This window comes from Streptomyces malachitofuscus (assembly GCF_055571035.1).
Genome location: NZ_JBVIGA010000014.1, coordinates 1 through 12,471, shown reverse-complemented (window position 1 = coordinate 12,471; position 12,471 = coordinate 1). Strand labels below are relative to the sequence as shown.

The 12,471-nt window shown below is 69.9% G+C and carries 13 protein-coding genes and 1 tRNA gene; 9 read left to right on the top strand and 5 right to left on the bottom strand.

The window, feature by feature from the left end; translation table 11 throughout:
• Positions 1 to 10: 10 nt before the first annotated feature.
• Entirely contained in the window at positions 11 to 1,369 is a 1,359-nt protein-coding gene (locus ACZ44S_RS20850) for a hypothetical protein (RefSeq protein WP_466931194.1), read from the top strand.
• Between the two features lie 11 nt (positions 1,370 to 1,380).
• On the opposite strand, the gene ACZ44S_RS20845 is transcribed toward ACZ44S_RS20850, so the two are convergent.
• Positions 1,381 to 3,030 (bottom strand): serine/threonine-protein kinase, encoded by a 1,650-nt coding sequence (locus ACZ44S_RS20845; protein ID WP_466931192.1) that lies wholly within the window; start codon positions 3,028 to 3,030, stop codon positions 1,381 to 1,383.
• Between the two features lie 165 nt (positions 3,031 to 3,195).
• Complete coding sequence (locus ACZ44S_RS20840; RefSeq protein ID WP_190164615.1) at positions 3,196 to 3,744, bottom strand: helix-turn-helix domain-containing protein; 549 nt, start codon at positions 3,742 to 3,744, stop codon at positions 3,196 to 3,198.
• A 181-nt stretch (positions 3,745 to 3,925) separates the two neighbouring features.
• Between ACZ44S_RS20840 and ACZ44S_RS20835 the strand changes: the two genes are divergently transcribed.
• Positions 3,926 to 3,998: transfer RNA gene (locus tag ACZ44S_RS20835), tRNA-Ala, on the top strand.
• Between the two features lie 203 nt (positions 3,999 to 4,201).
• Here the strand turns inward: ACZ44S_RS20835 and ACZ44S_RS20830 are convergent.
• Positions 4,202 to 4,900, bottom strand: a complete 699-nt coding sequence (locus ACZ44S_RS20830; protein WP_466931189.1) for a DUF5324 family protein — start codon at positions 4,898 to 4,900, stop codon at positions 4,202 to 4,204.
• 339 nt (positions 4,901 to 5,239) lie between these two features.
• On the opposite strand from ACZ44S_RS20830, the gene ACZ44S_RS20825 reads away from it, so the two are divergent.
• A complete protein-coding gene (locus tag ACZ44S_RS20825) occupies positions 5,240 to 5,767 on the top strand; it encodes a peptidylprolyl isomerase (RefSeq protein ID WP_466931188.1) in 528 nt (175 codons plus the stop codon).
• A gap of 107 nt (positions 5,768 to 5,874) precedes the next feature.
• A complete protein-coding gene (locus ACZ44S_RS20820) occupies positions 5,875 to 6,762 on the top strand; it encodes a rhomboid family intramembrane serine protease (RefSeq protein WP_466931186.1) in 888 nt (295 codons plus the stop codon).
• A gap of 281 nt (positions 6,763 to 7,043) precedes the next feature.
• On the opposite strand, the gene crgA is transcribed toward ACZ44S_RS20820, so the two are convergent.
• Entirely contained in the window at positions 7,044 to 7,298 is a 255-nt protein-coding gene (crgA, locus tag ACZ44S_RS20815) for a cell division protein CrgA (protein ID WP_190164619.1), read from the bottom strand.
• Between the two features lie 141 nt (positions 7,299 to 7,439).
• Here crgA and ACZ44S_RS20810 point away from each other — a divergent pair, with 141 nt between their 5' ends.
• The 5 genes from ACZ44S_RS20810 to ACZ44S_RS20790 all read left to right on the top strand — a co-directional run bounded on the left by ACZ44S_RS20810 (position 7,440) and on the right by ACZ44S_RS20790 (position 11,146).
• Positions 7,440 to 8,219: a DUF881 domain-containing protein gene (locus ACZ44S_RS20810; protein WP_466931184.1), complete on the top strand. Its 780-nt coding sequence runs from the start codon at positions 7,440 to 7,442 to the stop codon at positions 8,217 to 8,219.
• 219 nt (positions 8,220 to 8,438) lie between these two features.
• Positions 8,439 to 8,600 carry a hypothetical protein gene (locus ACZ44S_RS20805; protein WP_185931086.1) on the top strand — a complete coding sequence of 54 codons (162 nt, stop codon included), beginning with the start codon at positions 8,439 to 8,441 and terminating at the stop codon, positions 8,598 to 8,600.
• Entirely contained in the window at positions 8,597 to 9,235 is a 639-nt protein-coding gene (locus tag ACZ44S_RS20800) for an aminodeoxychorismate/anthranilate synthase component II (RefSeq protein ID WP_466931182.1), read from the top strand. The genes ACZ44S_RS20805 and ACZ44S_RS20800 overlap by 4 nt, the downstream gene beginning before the upstream one ends.
• On the top strand, positions 9,232 to 10,365 hold the full coding sequence (locus tag ACZ44S_RS20795) for a class E sortase (protein WP_466931180.1): 1,134 nt from the start codon (positions 9,232 to 9,234) through the stop codon (positions 10,363 to 10,365). Before ACZ44S_RS20800 ends, ACZ44S_RS20795 begins: the two co-directional genes overlap by 4 nt.
• Positions 10,366 to 10,378: 13 nt before the next feature.
• Positions 10,379 to 11,146 (top strand): class E sortase, encoded by a 768-nt coding sequence (locus ACZ44S_RS20790; protein WP_466931178.1) that lies wholly within the window; start codon positions 10,379 to 10,381, stop codon positions 11,144 to 11,146.
• 83 nt (positions 11,147 to 11,229) lie between these two features.
• On the opposite strand, the gene ACZ44S_RS20785 is transcribed toward ACZ44S_RS20790, so the two are convergent.
• Positions 11,230 to 12,471 (bottom strand): Stk1 family PASTA domain-containing Ser/Thr kinase (locus ACZ44S_RS20785; protein WP_466931176.1); only part of this gene is annotated, 1,242 nt, incomplete at its 5' end.

Sequence of the window (12,471 nt, the reverse complement as noted above, 5' to 3'; positions counted from 1 at the left end):
GGGGTGGCGCGTGAGGGGACGGCAGTGGACGGCGCGGGGGCGGGCCGGAGCCGGGCTCGGCCGGCGTCCGGTCGCCGTGTGTGCGGGTGTGACGTTCGTTCTGGGGCTGGGGGGTCTTCCGCCGGGGCAGGCGGCGGTCGCCGCCGAGGCCGCCGGATCCGTCCGGTCCATCGGGGCTGCCGGTGACTACGGCTTCGCCGAGGGCGCGCGGAGGATCGACGGGGCCGTGAGCACCGCGGACGCCGTCGAACTGGCGCCGGGCCGGACCTACCGCAGCACCCTGCCGCCCACCGGCAAGGTCTACTACCGCCTCGAACTCGACGGCACCACGAACACCTACGCCTCCGCCACGGCCGCTCCGCCGGCCGGCCGCGACACCTCCGTCATCGACGGCCTCAAGATGTCCGTGCAGGACGGCGACGGCCGGTCCTGCGATGTCGGCACGGCGACCTTCGGTGCCGGCGGCAGCCCGCATCCGGTCGCCGTGTGGGCCGTGCGGGAGATCTCTCCCAGGAGATCACTGTGCAGGGACGCGGGTACGTACTACGTGACCGTCGAACGCGCCGACCCGGATGGGAAGAACTCCTCCCCGGTCCCCTGGGAGCTGGAGCTCACCACGGTGTCGGAGCCTGGGCTGGAGAACAGCGGTCCCACGAAGGCACCCGAGGAGTGGAACTCCGCTTCGCCCCAGCCTGTTGCGGGCGAGCCGGAAAAGCGCACGGGCGGTACGGGCTTCGCCCGGGCCACCTCCCTCGGCCATGGTGTGTGGCGGGACGACATACGCCCCGGCCAGACCCTCTTCTACAAGGTCCCCGTCGACTGGGGGCGGCAGCTGCACGCCACTGCTGAACTGGGCAGTGCGAGCTCGGCCGGCAGGGGCTACGTCGCCGCCGCACTGGACCTGGACCTCTACAACCCGGTCCGCGCCCACGTCGAGGACGTGGGCGTCGGCTACGACGGCGGCCAGAAGTCGAAGAGCCTGGCGCCCCTGCCGCCGGTGGCGTACGTCAATCGCCACGCCGCCGGACGGCAGGTCTCGACGATGCGGTTCGCCGGTTCCTACTACCTGGTCGCGCATCTCTCGGCGGAGGTCGCGGACGACTTCGGCGACGGGCCCGTTCCGCTGACCCTGAGGGTTGGGCTGAGCGGTGCGGCACAGGACGGGCCCGGCTACGCGGGGCGGCCCGTGCCGGCGGACGTCTTCACGGTCACGGGGGAGGACCGGGACACGGCCGCCCGGGGCGGCGGAACGGCCGGTGACGACGCCGCGTACCGGGCGCTCGCGGTGGGCGGCATCGGCACCGGCAGCGTGCTGCTGGCGGGGCTCGGCGTGTGGGTCCTGGCGGCTCGGCGGCGGGCCCGTCCGTAGGCGGTGGCGGATCAGATGCGGGTCAGGGCCCAGAACCCCACGGCGTAGCAGGCCAGGGCCAGGAGCAGGACCGGGACGGCCACCTTTGCGGGAGGGCCGGGCCGACGGCTGCGACGACGGTGGGACCGGGGCACCGTGCCGTGCCGCGAGATCGCCCCGCCCGGAGGCGGAACCCGCGGGCCTTGGGCGGTGTATTCAGCAGTAGAGGCGTCGGGAGGCGCGGTCGGCCGTGGCAGGGGGGAGCGCAGCGGATGAGTGGGGTCGTGGGGCGAGACGTGGGGCGCGGGGTGGGGCGCGGGGTGGGCCGGCTGGTACGGGCTGCCGTTCGGGGCCTCTTCCGGGGGCCGAGAGGTGCCCGGGGCGTGCACCGGAGGCGGCGGAGCGGGTACGGGGGAGGAGGTGATCGTGGACCGGGGCGGTGGGAGAGGGAAGCTGCCGGTGTCCGACATGCTGGGCGGCCGCGGGGAGCCTCCGGACGGCGTCGCAGGGGAGGCGGTGCTCCGACGGGGATCGCCGGGGTCGGCATCCCCGCCTCCGCCCGTGTCACGGTGCGTACCGAGAGGGCCCGGACCGGTTCCGGTCCCGGTGCCGGCCGAACTCTCGACCCCTTGGGTGGTGGCCGCGCCCCGGCGGGGCACGGCATCGTCTCCCCCGGCGGGCCCGGTGTCCGTGCCTCGCCTTGGGTCGGAGTCTCCGGTCCCCGGCCGGTGTTCCTTCCCGGGCTCGAACGCTTCGGTCGCCGTACCGCCCCGGCCGTCCGGTCGGACACCCGAGGCCCTCTTCAGCGGACCGTCGGCGGCGAAGCCCGGGGGAAGTGGGCCCAGTTGGTCGAAGACTTCGATCAGTTCGTCGTCGGGCCCCGGTTCCGGCAGCAGCTCCGCGGCCGCCGCGAGCGCCTTGCGTGCCCCCGTGGCCGTGCGGAACCGCGCCGACGGATCCGGCTCGAGCAGCGTGGCGACGACCTGCCACAGCGGCTCTGGAATGCCCTGGGGAGGGCCGGGGGTCCCGTGGTCGACGAAGTACTGGATGAGGGCCTTGGTGTCCGGCTTGGCGCCCTCGAGGAGATACAGGGCCACCAGCCCCACGGCGAACAGGTCGGCGGGGAAGTCCGGTTCGGAGCCCATCATCTGCTCCGGTGCGAGATAGCCCGGCGTGCCCACCACCAGGTTGGTCTCCGTCAGCCGGGGCTCGCCCAGCCGCATCGCGATACCGAAGTCGGACAGCCGCAGCCGTGGCCTGCCCGTACCGGTGGCCTCCAGGAGCACGTTGGCGGGCTTGATGTCCCGGTGCACCACGTCTTCCGCGTGCACCGCGGCGAGCCCCGCCAGCAGTTGGTCGAGCAGGGTGCAGACGTAGGGCGGCGGCAGGGGACCGTAGTCGCCGACCAGGTGGACCAGGGAACCACCGGCGACCAGGTCCATGGTGAAGAGGACCTTGTCGTCGTCGGCGGCCCAGCTGGTGGGAGCGAGGACATGGGGGTGATCGATCCGCAGAGCCTGCTCGCGGACGAAGCGGAGGAGGGAGTGGGCGTCGCTTTGCAGCAGGACCTTGGCGGCCACATAACGGCGGCGGCGATGATCCCAGGCGCGCCATACGGCACCGACGCCCCCGCGTCCGATCGGATCGACCAGTTCGTACCGGCCGGCGAAGACCTCACCCATGGCTGTACGTCGCTCCTCCCCCTGCGGTGTCCCCCAGTCCTTCCCCCTCGACGAGCGATACGACTCCCCCTGCGCCTCTGATCTCTCTCCTGTACCCGGCCGGCTCCGTGTCGCCGGTCTCCGGGCCGGCTTCCCCCGTACACCCGGCAGCCGCCGGGCGGAAGATCAGTTCTGGTGCGCCTGGTAGTGCGTGACCGCGTCGGAGGTGCGGCCGGCGCCGTAGACACGCAGGAACTCGGCCAGTTCGGGGTGGGTGGGAGCGAGGGTGTCGGCGGCGTCGATGATGTCGCCGGCAGCCGCCACCGAACGCAGCAGGGACTGGATCTCGCGGACCACCCGCTTGACCGTGGGAGCTCCCGAACTGCTCGTGGTCTGTGTGGTGTTGCTGAGCACGGAACCCCCCTGGGACTTCTTGATCTCCTCCATGCGCTCGGTCGCCTCGGCCGCGCTGACGCTGCCGTCGGCGACCTGTCCCGCCAGATCCTGCAGCAGCTGCACCCGCTGAACCACCGCAGGATTGCCGATCTTCGCCCGCTGCCCGCTCATCAGCTGCGAGAGCATCGGCGCGGACAGTCCCAGCACACCCGCGAGACGAGCCTGATTGAGGCCCAGGTCGTCTATGAGCCTACGGAAGAGCGCCCCCAGCGGCTCCCCATACCAATTCCGCTGCAGTTCCCGCGCTCTGGCGGTGGCTTCCTGCTGTGCGGCGTCCATTGCGTCTCCCCATCGCTTCCCCATGAACCGCGGTTCGCTGTAGCGAACCCCGCCGAGCATCTTACGGAGAGTGGTTGGTCACGGGGACCCCCAATCTTTTTGCGGAACCCCCCGGGGGACCCGGTACTCTGGTGTCGGGCGCCCACCGGGATGTGTTCTTCCAGGTGGACGCTTTCCTTCCGGGGCCTTAGCTCAGTTGGTAGAGCGCTGTCTTTGCATGGCAGATGTCAGGGGTTCGACTCCCCTAGGCTCCACACCTGGACCCCTCTCACCTGCGGAAACGTGGTGAGAGGGGTCCTGTTTCACGTGAAACGGCGCGGGGGGGGGGGGGGGACCCCACCCCCCCCCCCCCCCCCCCCCCCCCTTTCCCCCCCCCCCCCCCCCTCCCCCCCCCCCCTCCCCCCCCCCCCCCCCCCCCTCCCCCCCCCCCCCCCCCGCCGTTGGTGCCGTGCGCCTCTTAGGGCTCGTCGCGCCTGGCGGCCTCCTCCGCGGCCTCCTTGGCTTCGACCTCAGGGTCGAGCGCGCTCAGGTCGCTGCCGTCCACCGACGTCAGCTTGGTCGAGCCCGACACATCCGTCGCGGCCGGCGGCTCCACCAGCCAGTCCGGGTTGGCCTGCTTGTCCCACCACTTCCAGGCGGCGAAGGCGCCGCCTGCCACGGCTCCCATGATCAGAACCATGCGCGCGGCACGGCCGGCCTTCGCCCGGCGCTGCTGCCTGCGGACGATCTTCTGGATCTGCCGGGCCGACACCTGGCCGCGCAGAGCGGCCAGCGCGGCGGCGCTGCGGGCCGCGGCCTCCTCCCTCGCGGGACCGGCGGCGGCCACCGCCTGCTCGATCATCGGCCGGGAGTAGTCCGCCGCCTGCCGAGCGGCCATGCGGGTGCGGACGGCGGCCTGCTGGGCGGCCATGTCGACCTTCGGCGGCACATGCGTCCGGGCCTGTTCCAGATACGGCTGCACATGGGCGCCGTACTGGACGCGGGCATGCCCGGCGGCCTGTGTCACCTTGGGCGCCAGCCGTACGCGGGCCTCCTGTGCGTAGTGCGCGGCCCTGACCTTGGCCGTGTCGGCGTAGGGCGCCACCACTTCCGCGGCGTGCAGCACGCTGTCCTTCGCCGAACCGGTCGCGGCGCGCACGCTGTCGATGCGGGTCACGGGTTCCTCCTCCTCGGTGGCGTACGGTATTTCGACTTTCCACCCTTTTACGGATCATGCCTGCCGGGACGCCGTGGGGCATGCGCGGACGGGCATACGGGTGCCGGTGTGCTTGATCGATAGTGATATCGAGTGTGATAGCGGATGAATCCGGTGCAACGGGAGCTTGTCGCCGACAATGCCACGGATCGCCGTCATGCGCCCCCGCCACGGGAGTACCGGCCCCGTTTTCCGCAAGCCGGACGGCCCTGTTGCCCACCAGTGAACGCAGGTCGGGCGACTGGGCGCCCCGTCCGTGCGAGGATCAGGGAGTCACGGAAAGACAACGGAAGGCACATCGTGGCTGAGCAGCTCTACGCCACCCTGAAGACCAATCACGGCGACATCGAGGTCCGGCTCTTCCCGAACCACGCGCCGATCACGGTCAAGAACTTCGTCGAGCTCGCCAAGGGCGAGCGGGAGTGGACCCACCCCCAGACCGGTGCGAAGTCCACGGACAAGCTCTACGACGGCACGGTCTTCCACCGGGTGATCAGTGGCTTCATGATCCAGGGCGGGGACCCGCTGGGCAACGGCACCGGTGGGCCCGGCTACCAGTTCGAGGACGAGTTCCACCCGGACCTGCGCTTCGACAAGCCCTACCTGCTGGCGATGGCCAACGCCGGTCCGGGCACCAACGGCTCGCAGTTCTTCATCACCGTCTCCCCGACGGCGTGGCTGAACCGCAAGCACACCATCTTCGGTGAGGTCACCGACGCGGCGAGCCAGAAGGTCATCGACACGATCGCGTCCACGCAGACCAACCCGCGCACCGACCGTCCGCTGAAGGACGTGGTGATCGAGTCGGTCGAGATCCGCGAGGGCTGAGCACCTCGTCCCCCGGAGCGCGAAAGCGCTCGAAGGGAACCAATCGCCCCGCTCATCCGTAAGGATGGGCGGGGCGGGCCTTTTTTCCACACGACCTAGGGGATCCCATGGACGACCAGGCTGCCGGCAGCCCGCAGGGCGCCCAGCGCGTCCCTGTCTGCTATCGCCATCCGGACCGCGAGACCGGTATCCGCTGCACCCGGTGCGAGCGCCCGATCTGCCCGGAGTGCATGGTCAGCGCCTCGGTCGGTTTCCAGTGCCCGGAGTGTGTCCGCGGAGGGTCGGGCACCGGTCACTCGCCCTCGGCCTCCAGGCCCCGCACGATCGCCGGTGGAACCGTCGCCGCCGATCCCCGGCTGCTGACCAAGATCCTTCTCGGGATCAATCTCGCGGTGTTCCTCGCCGTGCAGATCCGGCCGTCGCTGCTCGACCCGCTCGTGCTGGTCGGTGTCTGGCCGCCGGAGCCCTTCCTGCCCACCGAGGGTGTGGCGGAGGGCGAGTGGTATCGCCTGGTCACCTCGATGTTCACGCATGAGGCGATCTGGCACTTCGGCTTCAACATGCTCGGTCTGTGGTGGCTCGGCGGCCCGCTGGAGGAGGCCCTGGGCCGCGCCCGCTATCTCGCGCTCTATTTGATCTCGGGGCTGGCCGGCAGTGCGCTGACCTATCTGCTGGCATCGGGGACCACGGCCTCGCTCGGTGCCTCGGGAGCGATCTTCGGCCTGTTCGGTGCGATTGCCGTCCTGATGCGCCGGCTCAACCAGGACATGCGTCCGATCATCGCCCTGCTGGTCATCAACGTGATCATCACCTTCGGCTGGGGCAACATCGCCTGGCAGGCCCACCTGGGCGGGTTCGTCGCCGGAGTCGTGATCGGGTACGCCATGGTCCACGCCCCGCGGGAACGGCGGGCGCTGGTGCAGTACGGCACCTGTGCGCTGGTGCTGGCCGTGGCCGTGCTGATGACCGTGCTGAGGACGGCGCAGCTCACCTGAGCGCCAAGGGTTGTCCACAGATCGTGGCGGATCTTGTGCACAGGGTGCGGAGGAGTCGAGCTTCTCGCTGACCGACCCGTATTTTCGCAGGTCAGGCAGTTTGCGAACATGCTTTCGGTTGCCGGTGTTTCTGTCACACCAGCGTCAACCGCCGGAGGGTTATCCACAGATCGGGTTGCCTATCCACATGTGGACAAGGGCTGTGGATAACTCAGGGAATAGTCCTGCCCAGAGCTGTGGGGACAGCTCTGGGCAGAGCAGCGCTCACCGTGAGGGACGCGCTACTTCCACTGCGTGGAGACGCCGAATCCGGCGGCGATGAACCCGAAGCCCACCACGATGTTCCAGTTGCCCAGGGCATCGATGGGCAGGGTGCCGTCGGTGACGTAAAAGACGACGATCCAGGCCAGGCCGATGAGGAACAGCGCCAGCATCACGGGCGCGACCCAGGCGCGGTTGGTCAGCTTGAGGGCGGTCGCCTGCTTCGCCGGCGGCGGCGTGTAGTCGGCCTTCTTGCGGATACGTGACTTCGGCACGAGGGTCTCTCCTGTCGATGCGCTGCGTGGCCGCGCAGGGAACTGGGTCGGGCTCGGAGCAGCGTACAAGGGGACTCCGATCGCTCCCCCGGGCGTCCGTTAGCGTAGTGCTTCCGCGGCGCCGAAGGAGATAAGGGTACGTTGAGCAATTCTGCCGACTTCCCCGGACCGGAATCCAGTCCTGCCCGCCGACGCCGTGTCCGGCCCGTGCGGATCCTCACCGCGGGCGTCTTCGCCCTGGCGGGCCTCATCTTCTTCACCAGCTTCGACACGGCCAAGGGCACCGACATCCGCACGGACGCCTCGCTGCTGAAGCTGTCCGACCTGATTCACGAGCGCAGCCGCGAGAACGGGAAGCTCGACGAGTCCAACGGCGCGTTGCGCGAGGACATCGAGTCGCTCGCCGAGCGGGACGACGGCAGCACCGAGGCCGAGGACGAGAAGCTCGCCGACCTGGAGAAGCACGCCGGCACCCAGAAGCTCACGGGCGAGGCGATCACGGTCACCCTCAACGACGCCCCGCCTGACGCCACCGCCAAGCTGCCCGGCTACCCCGAGCCGCAGCCCGACTATCTGGTCATCCACCAGCAGGACCTCCAGGCCGTGGTGAACGCGATGTGGCAGGGCGGCGCCGAGGGCATCAAGGTCATGGACCAGCGGCTGATCTCCACCAGCGCGGTGCGCTGCGTGGGCAACACCCTGATCCTCCAAGGGCGCGTCTACTCACCGCCGTACAAGATCACGGCGGTCGGGGACCCGGAGAAGCTGAGGAAGGCGCTCGCGTCCTCGCCGGCGATCCAGAACTACATGGTGTACGTCAACGTCTACGGACTCGGCTGGAAGGTCGAGGACAACGGAACGGTGACCCTGCCCGGCTACTCGGGCACCGTGGACCTGCACTACGCGCAGCCGGTGGAGTAGCGGCCCTTCTGCGGTGGAGGCGTCCCCGGTCGATGTTTCACGTGGAACATGGCCGGACATCGAGGCGTTCCGCCCCGCGCCACGTACATACGGGTACACGCGGCGGGACTCGTACGGAGTTCGCACACCCCGTGGAGGCCGGGAAAACGGAGGGGTCGCGCCGTTAGTCTGTTGGCGTACGGCGTGGGTCTGGTGCCGTGGTACGACGGAAGGGACGGCATGTACAGCTGGATCTGGCGGCATCTGCCGGGCAACGGATGGGTGCGGGCACTCATCTCACTGGTGCTGATCGTCGCCGTGGTCTACGTCCTCTTCCAATACGTCTTCCCGTGGGCCGAGCCGCTGCTGCCCTTCAACGATGTGACGGTGGACAACCAGTGAGCGCGCGCATTCTCGTCGTCGACAACTACGACAGCTTCGTCTTCAACCTGGTCCAGTACCTGTACCAACTGGGCGCCGAGTGCGAGGTCCTGCGCAACGACGAGGTGTCGACGGAGCACGCCCAGGACGGTTTCGACGGGGTGCTGCTGTCCCCGGGTCCCGGCACTCCCGAGGAGGCCGGCGTCTGCGTGGACATGGTGCGGCACTGCGCGTCGACCGGGGTGCCGGTCTTCGGTGTCTGTCTCGGCATGCAGTCGATGCAGGTGGCGTACGGCGGCGTGGTGGACCGGGCGCCCGAGCTGCTGCACGGCAAGACCTCGCCGGTGACGCACGAGGGCAAGGGTGTCTTCGCCGGCCTGCCCTCCCCGTTCACGGCGACCCGCTACCACTCGCTGGCCGCCGAACCGGCCACGGTACCGGCGGAGCTGGAGGTCACGGCCCGGACGCCGGACGGCATAGTGATGGGCCTGAGGCATCGTGAACTGCTCGTCGAGGGCGTGCAGTTCCACCCCGAGTCGGTGCTGACCGAGCACGGCCACCGCATGCTGGCCAACTGGCTGGTGGAGTGCGGGGACCAGGGCGCGGTGGCGAGGTCGGCGGGGCTCGCCCCGGTGGTGGGCAGGTCCACGGCGTGACGGCGCTGCGCCCCGAGCGCGAGTCCGGCGCCTACGGTGCCGGCGACCAGGGCACCTCGTACGGCGGGCAGCCGTACGGGGCGCCGGGTGCGTACGGAGCGCCGGGTGCGTACGGGGACGGCTGGTACGACAGCGCGCAGCCCGAGGCCTACGGCGGCGTTGCCGACGGCACCGCCCCTCTGCCGCCGGTCGACGAGGAGACCGTGGCGCTGCGGATCCCGGAGCCGCCTGTGCGGGCGGAGCGGGCGGCGCGCACGGAAGCCGCACCGGCACCGGGCGGGCGGGCGGCCCGCAGGAAGGCAGCCAGAAAGCGCCAGGGACGCCGTGGAGGCTCCCGCAAGGCCGGAGAGACCCAGGGAGTCGCCGGAGGCGGGGAAGGGGCGTCAGAGGGCTCTGAGGAGGCCTCACGGGCGCCCCTGTCCCGTGTGGAGGCGCGTCGGCGGGCACGGGCGCGCAAGGCGAGTCCGGCGGTCGTCGCCAGCCGGGCCATCGGTGAGGTGTTCATCACCTGCGGTGTGCTGATGCTGCTGTTCGTCACCTACCAGCTGTGGTGGACGAACGTGCGGGCCCAGGCGCAGGCCGGCAAGGAGGTCAGCGACCTCCAGGACGACTGGGCGAACGGCAAGCGCCAGCCGGGCGCCTTCGAGCCGGGGCAGGGCTTCGCGCTGCTGCACATCCCACGGCTCGACGTGGTGGTGCCGATCGCGGAGGGCATCAGCAGCAAGAAGGTGCTGGACCGGGGCATGGTGGGCCACTACGCGGAGGGCGCGCTGAAGACGGCGATGCCGGACGCGAAGACCGGCAACTTCGGGCTCGCGGGCCACCGCAACACGCACGGGGAGCCGTTCCGGTACATCAACCGGCTGGAGCCGGGCGACCCGATCGTCGTGGAGACACAGGACGACTACTTCGTCTACAAGATGGCGTCGATACTGCCGGTCACCTCGCCGAGCAATGTGAGCGTCCTCGATCCGGTTCCGAAGGGATCGGGCTTCACCGGACCGGGCCGCTACATCACGCTGACCACGTGCACCCCGGAGTTCACCAGCAAGTACCGCTTGATCGTCTGGGGCAAGATGGTCGAGGAACGGCCGCGCAGCAAGGGCAAGCCGGATGCGCTCGTCAGTTAAGGGCAGAGGAAACGTGGCAGCGACCGCCGACGACACCGCACAGCACTCCGACCCGCCCGCGTCCTCGCCGACGCGTCGCCGCCGCCGCATGGGGCCGGTGGCGATGGTGGTCAGCTTCTTCGGGGAACTCCTCATCACCGCGGGCCTGGTGCTGGGTCTGTTCGTCGTCTACTCGCTGTGGTGGACGAACGTGGTCGCGGACCGCGCGGCGGACAAGCAGGCGGACAAGGTCCGCGACGCCTGGGCGCAGGAGTCCGACGAGGGCGGCAGCAGTGGCGGGCCCGCCTCCTACGACAGCAAGAACGGGGTCGGCTTCCTGCACGTGCCCGCGATGACCGGTGACGAGATCCTCGTCGAGAAGGGCACCTCGATGAAGGTCCTCAACGACGGTGTCGCCGGTTACTACACCGACCCCGTGAAGGCGACGCTGCCGACGTCCGGCAAGAAGGGCAACTTCTCCCTGGCGGCCCACCGGGACGGCCACGGCGCGAAGTTCCACGGCATCCACAAGATCGAGAAGGGCGACTCGATCGTCTTCGAGACGAAGGACACGTGGTACGTCTACAAGACCTACGCGATCCTCCCGGAGACGTCGAAGTACAACGTCGACGTCCTCGGGAAGATCCCGAAGGAGTCCGGCAGGAAGAAGGCCGGCCACTACATCACGCTGACCACCTGCACGCCGGTGTACACCAGCAAGTACCGCTACATCGTCTGGGGCGAACTGGTCCGCACGGAGAAGGTCGACCGGGACCGCACCCCGCCGGCGGAACTGCGCTGACGTCCCGCGGGGTGACCCGCGCAGGCAAGGAGCCCCGGCCCTCTCGATGGAGGGCCGGGGCTCCTGTCGTGCGGGGGCTCGGGTCAGTCCTCGTTGCCGCCGGTGAGGCCGCCGAAGATGCCGCCGTTGTTGCCTCCGTTGTTACCGCCCTGGTCCGCGGTGAACAGGGTGACCGCCGACCCCTTCTGCACCTGGGTGCCCTGAGGCGGGTTGGAGCCGAAGACGCGGGAGTTGGGGTCCTGCGAGCCGGCGACGTTGCCGACCGCGAGCCCGGCCTCCTGGAGCATCCTCTGGGCGTCCTTGAGGGTCTGGCCATTCACGTTCGGCACGGCGACCTGCTCGTTCTGCTTCGCCTTGCCGACGACGATCTGGACCTGGGAGTTCTTGTCGACCTGGGTGTTCGCTCCCGGCGTGGTGCTGATGACCTTGCCGACCTGGTTCGGGTCTTCGGTCTCCTGCTCGGTGCAGTTGCCGGTGAGGTTGTTCGCCGTCATCTGCGCCTTGGCCTCGTCACAGGACTTGCCGAGGACGTCCGGGACCGTCGACTTGGCCTCTTCCTTGGCGACGGTGAGGGTGATGGTGGTGCCCTTCTCCACCTCTTCGCCGAGACCCGGGTCCTGTTCGAGGACCGTGCCCGGCTCCTGGGCGTCCACCTTCTCCTCGACCTCGACGACGAACTCGTACTTGTCGCCCTCGAGCTCCGCCCTGGCGTCGTCGAGCTTGTCGCCGACGACGCTCGGCACCGCGACCTTCGGCGCCCCCGTGGAGACGACCAGGTTGACGGTGGAGTCCTTGTCGACCTTCGTGCCGGCCGCCGGGTCCTGCGAGCAGATCTTGCCCTTGCTCTGGTTCTCGCAGGGCTTGTCCTCGAAGCTGAGCTTCAAGTCGCCGTTGACGGCGAGTTTCTCGGCGCCGGCTTTCGTCTCGCCGACGAAGTTCGGGGTCGCGACGGTGTCGTTGCCCACGCCTCCGCTGCCGCTGATGGCCCAGCGGCCGATCAGGATCGCGCCGATGAGGACCAGGACACCCGCCACGACCAGCAATATCGTCGAGGTGTTGTTCTTCTTCGGCGGGCGCCGACGGCTCTGGCGGTCGTCATAGCCGAAGCCGCCGTCATCCGGGTTCATGGGCGGCAGCATCGAGGTCGCGGCACCCGGGCCCGCGTCCGAGCGCAGCGCCGTGGTCGGCTGGTCGTCCGGGTAGCCGCCGTAGCCGACCGCGCCCAGTGCCGCGGTGGCGGCGACGGGCTGGCCGTCGAGGCAGGCCTCGATGTCGGCCCGCATCTCGTCGGCCGACTGGTACCGGTAGTCGGGGTCCTTGACCAG

Coding starts and splice junctions, on each gene's coding strand:
- ACZ44S_RS20805 (WP_185931086.1), top strand. CDS start 8,439: ATGTACAGCTGGATCTGGCGGCATCTGCCGGGCAACGGATGGGTGCGG.
- ACZ44S_RS20845 (WP_466931192.1), bottom strand. CDS start 3,030: ATGGGTGAGGTCTTCGCCGGCCGGTACGAACTGGTCGATCCGATCGGA.
- ACZ44S_RS20820 (WP_466931186.1), top strand. CDS start 5,875: ATGGACGACCAGGCTGCCGGCAGCCCGCAGGGCGCCCAGCGCGTCCCT.
- ACZ44S_RS20840 (WP_190164615.1), bottom strand. CDS start 3,744: ATGGACGCCGCACAGCAGGAAGCCACCGCCAGAGCGCGGGAACTGCAG.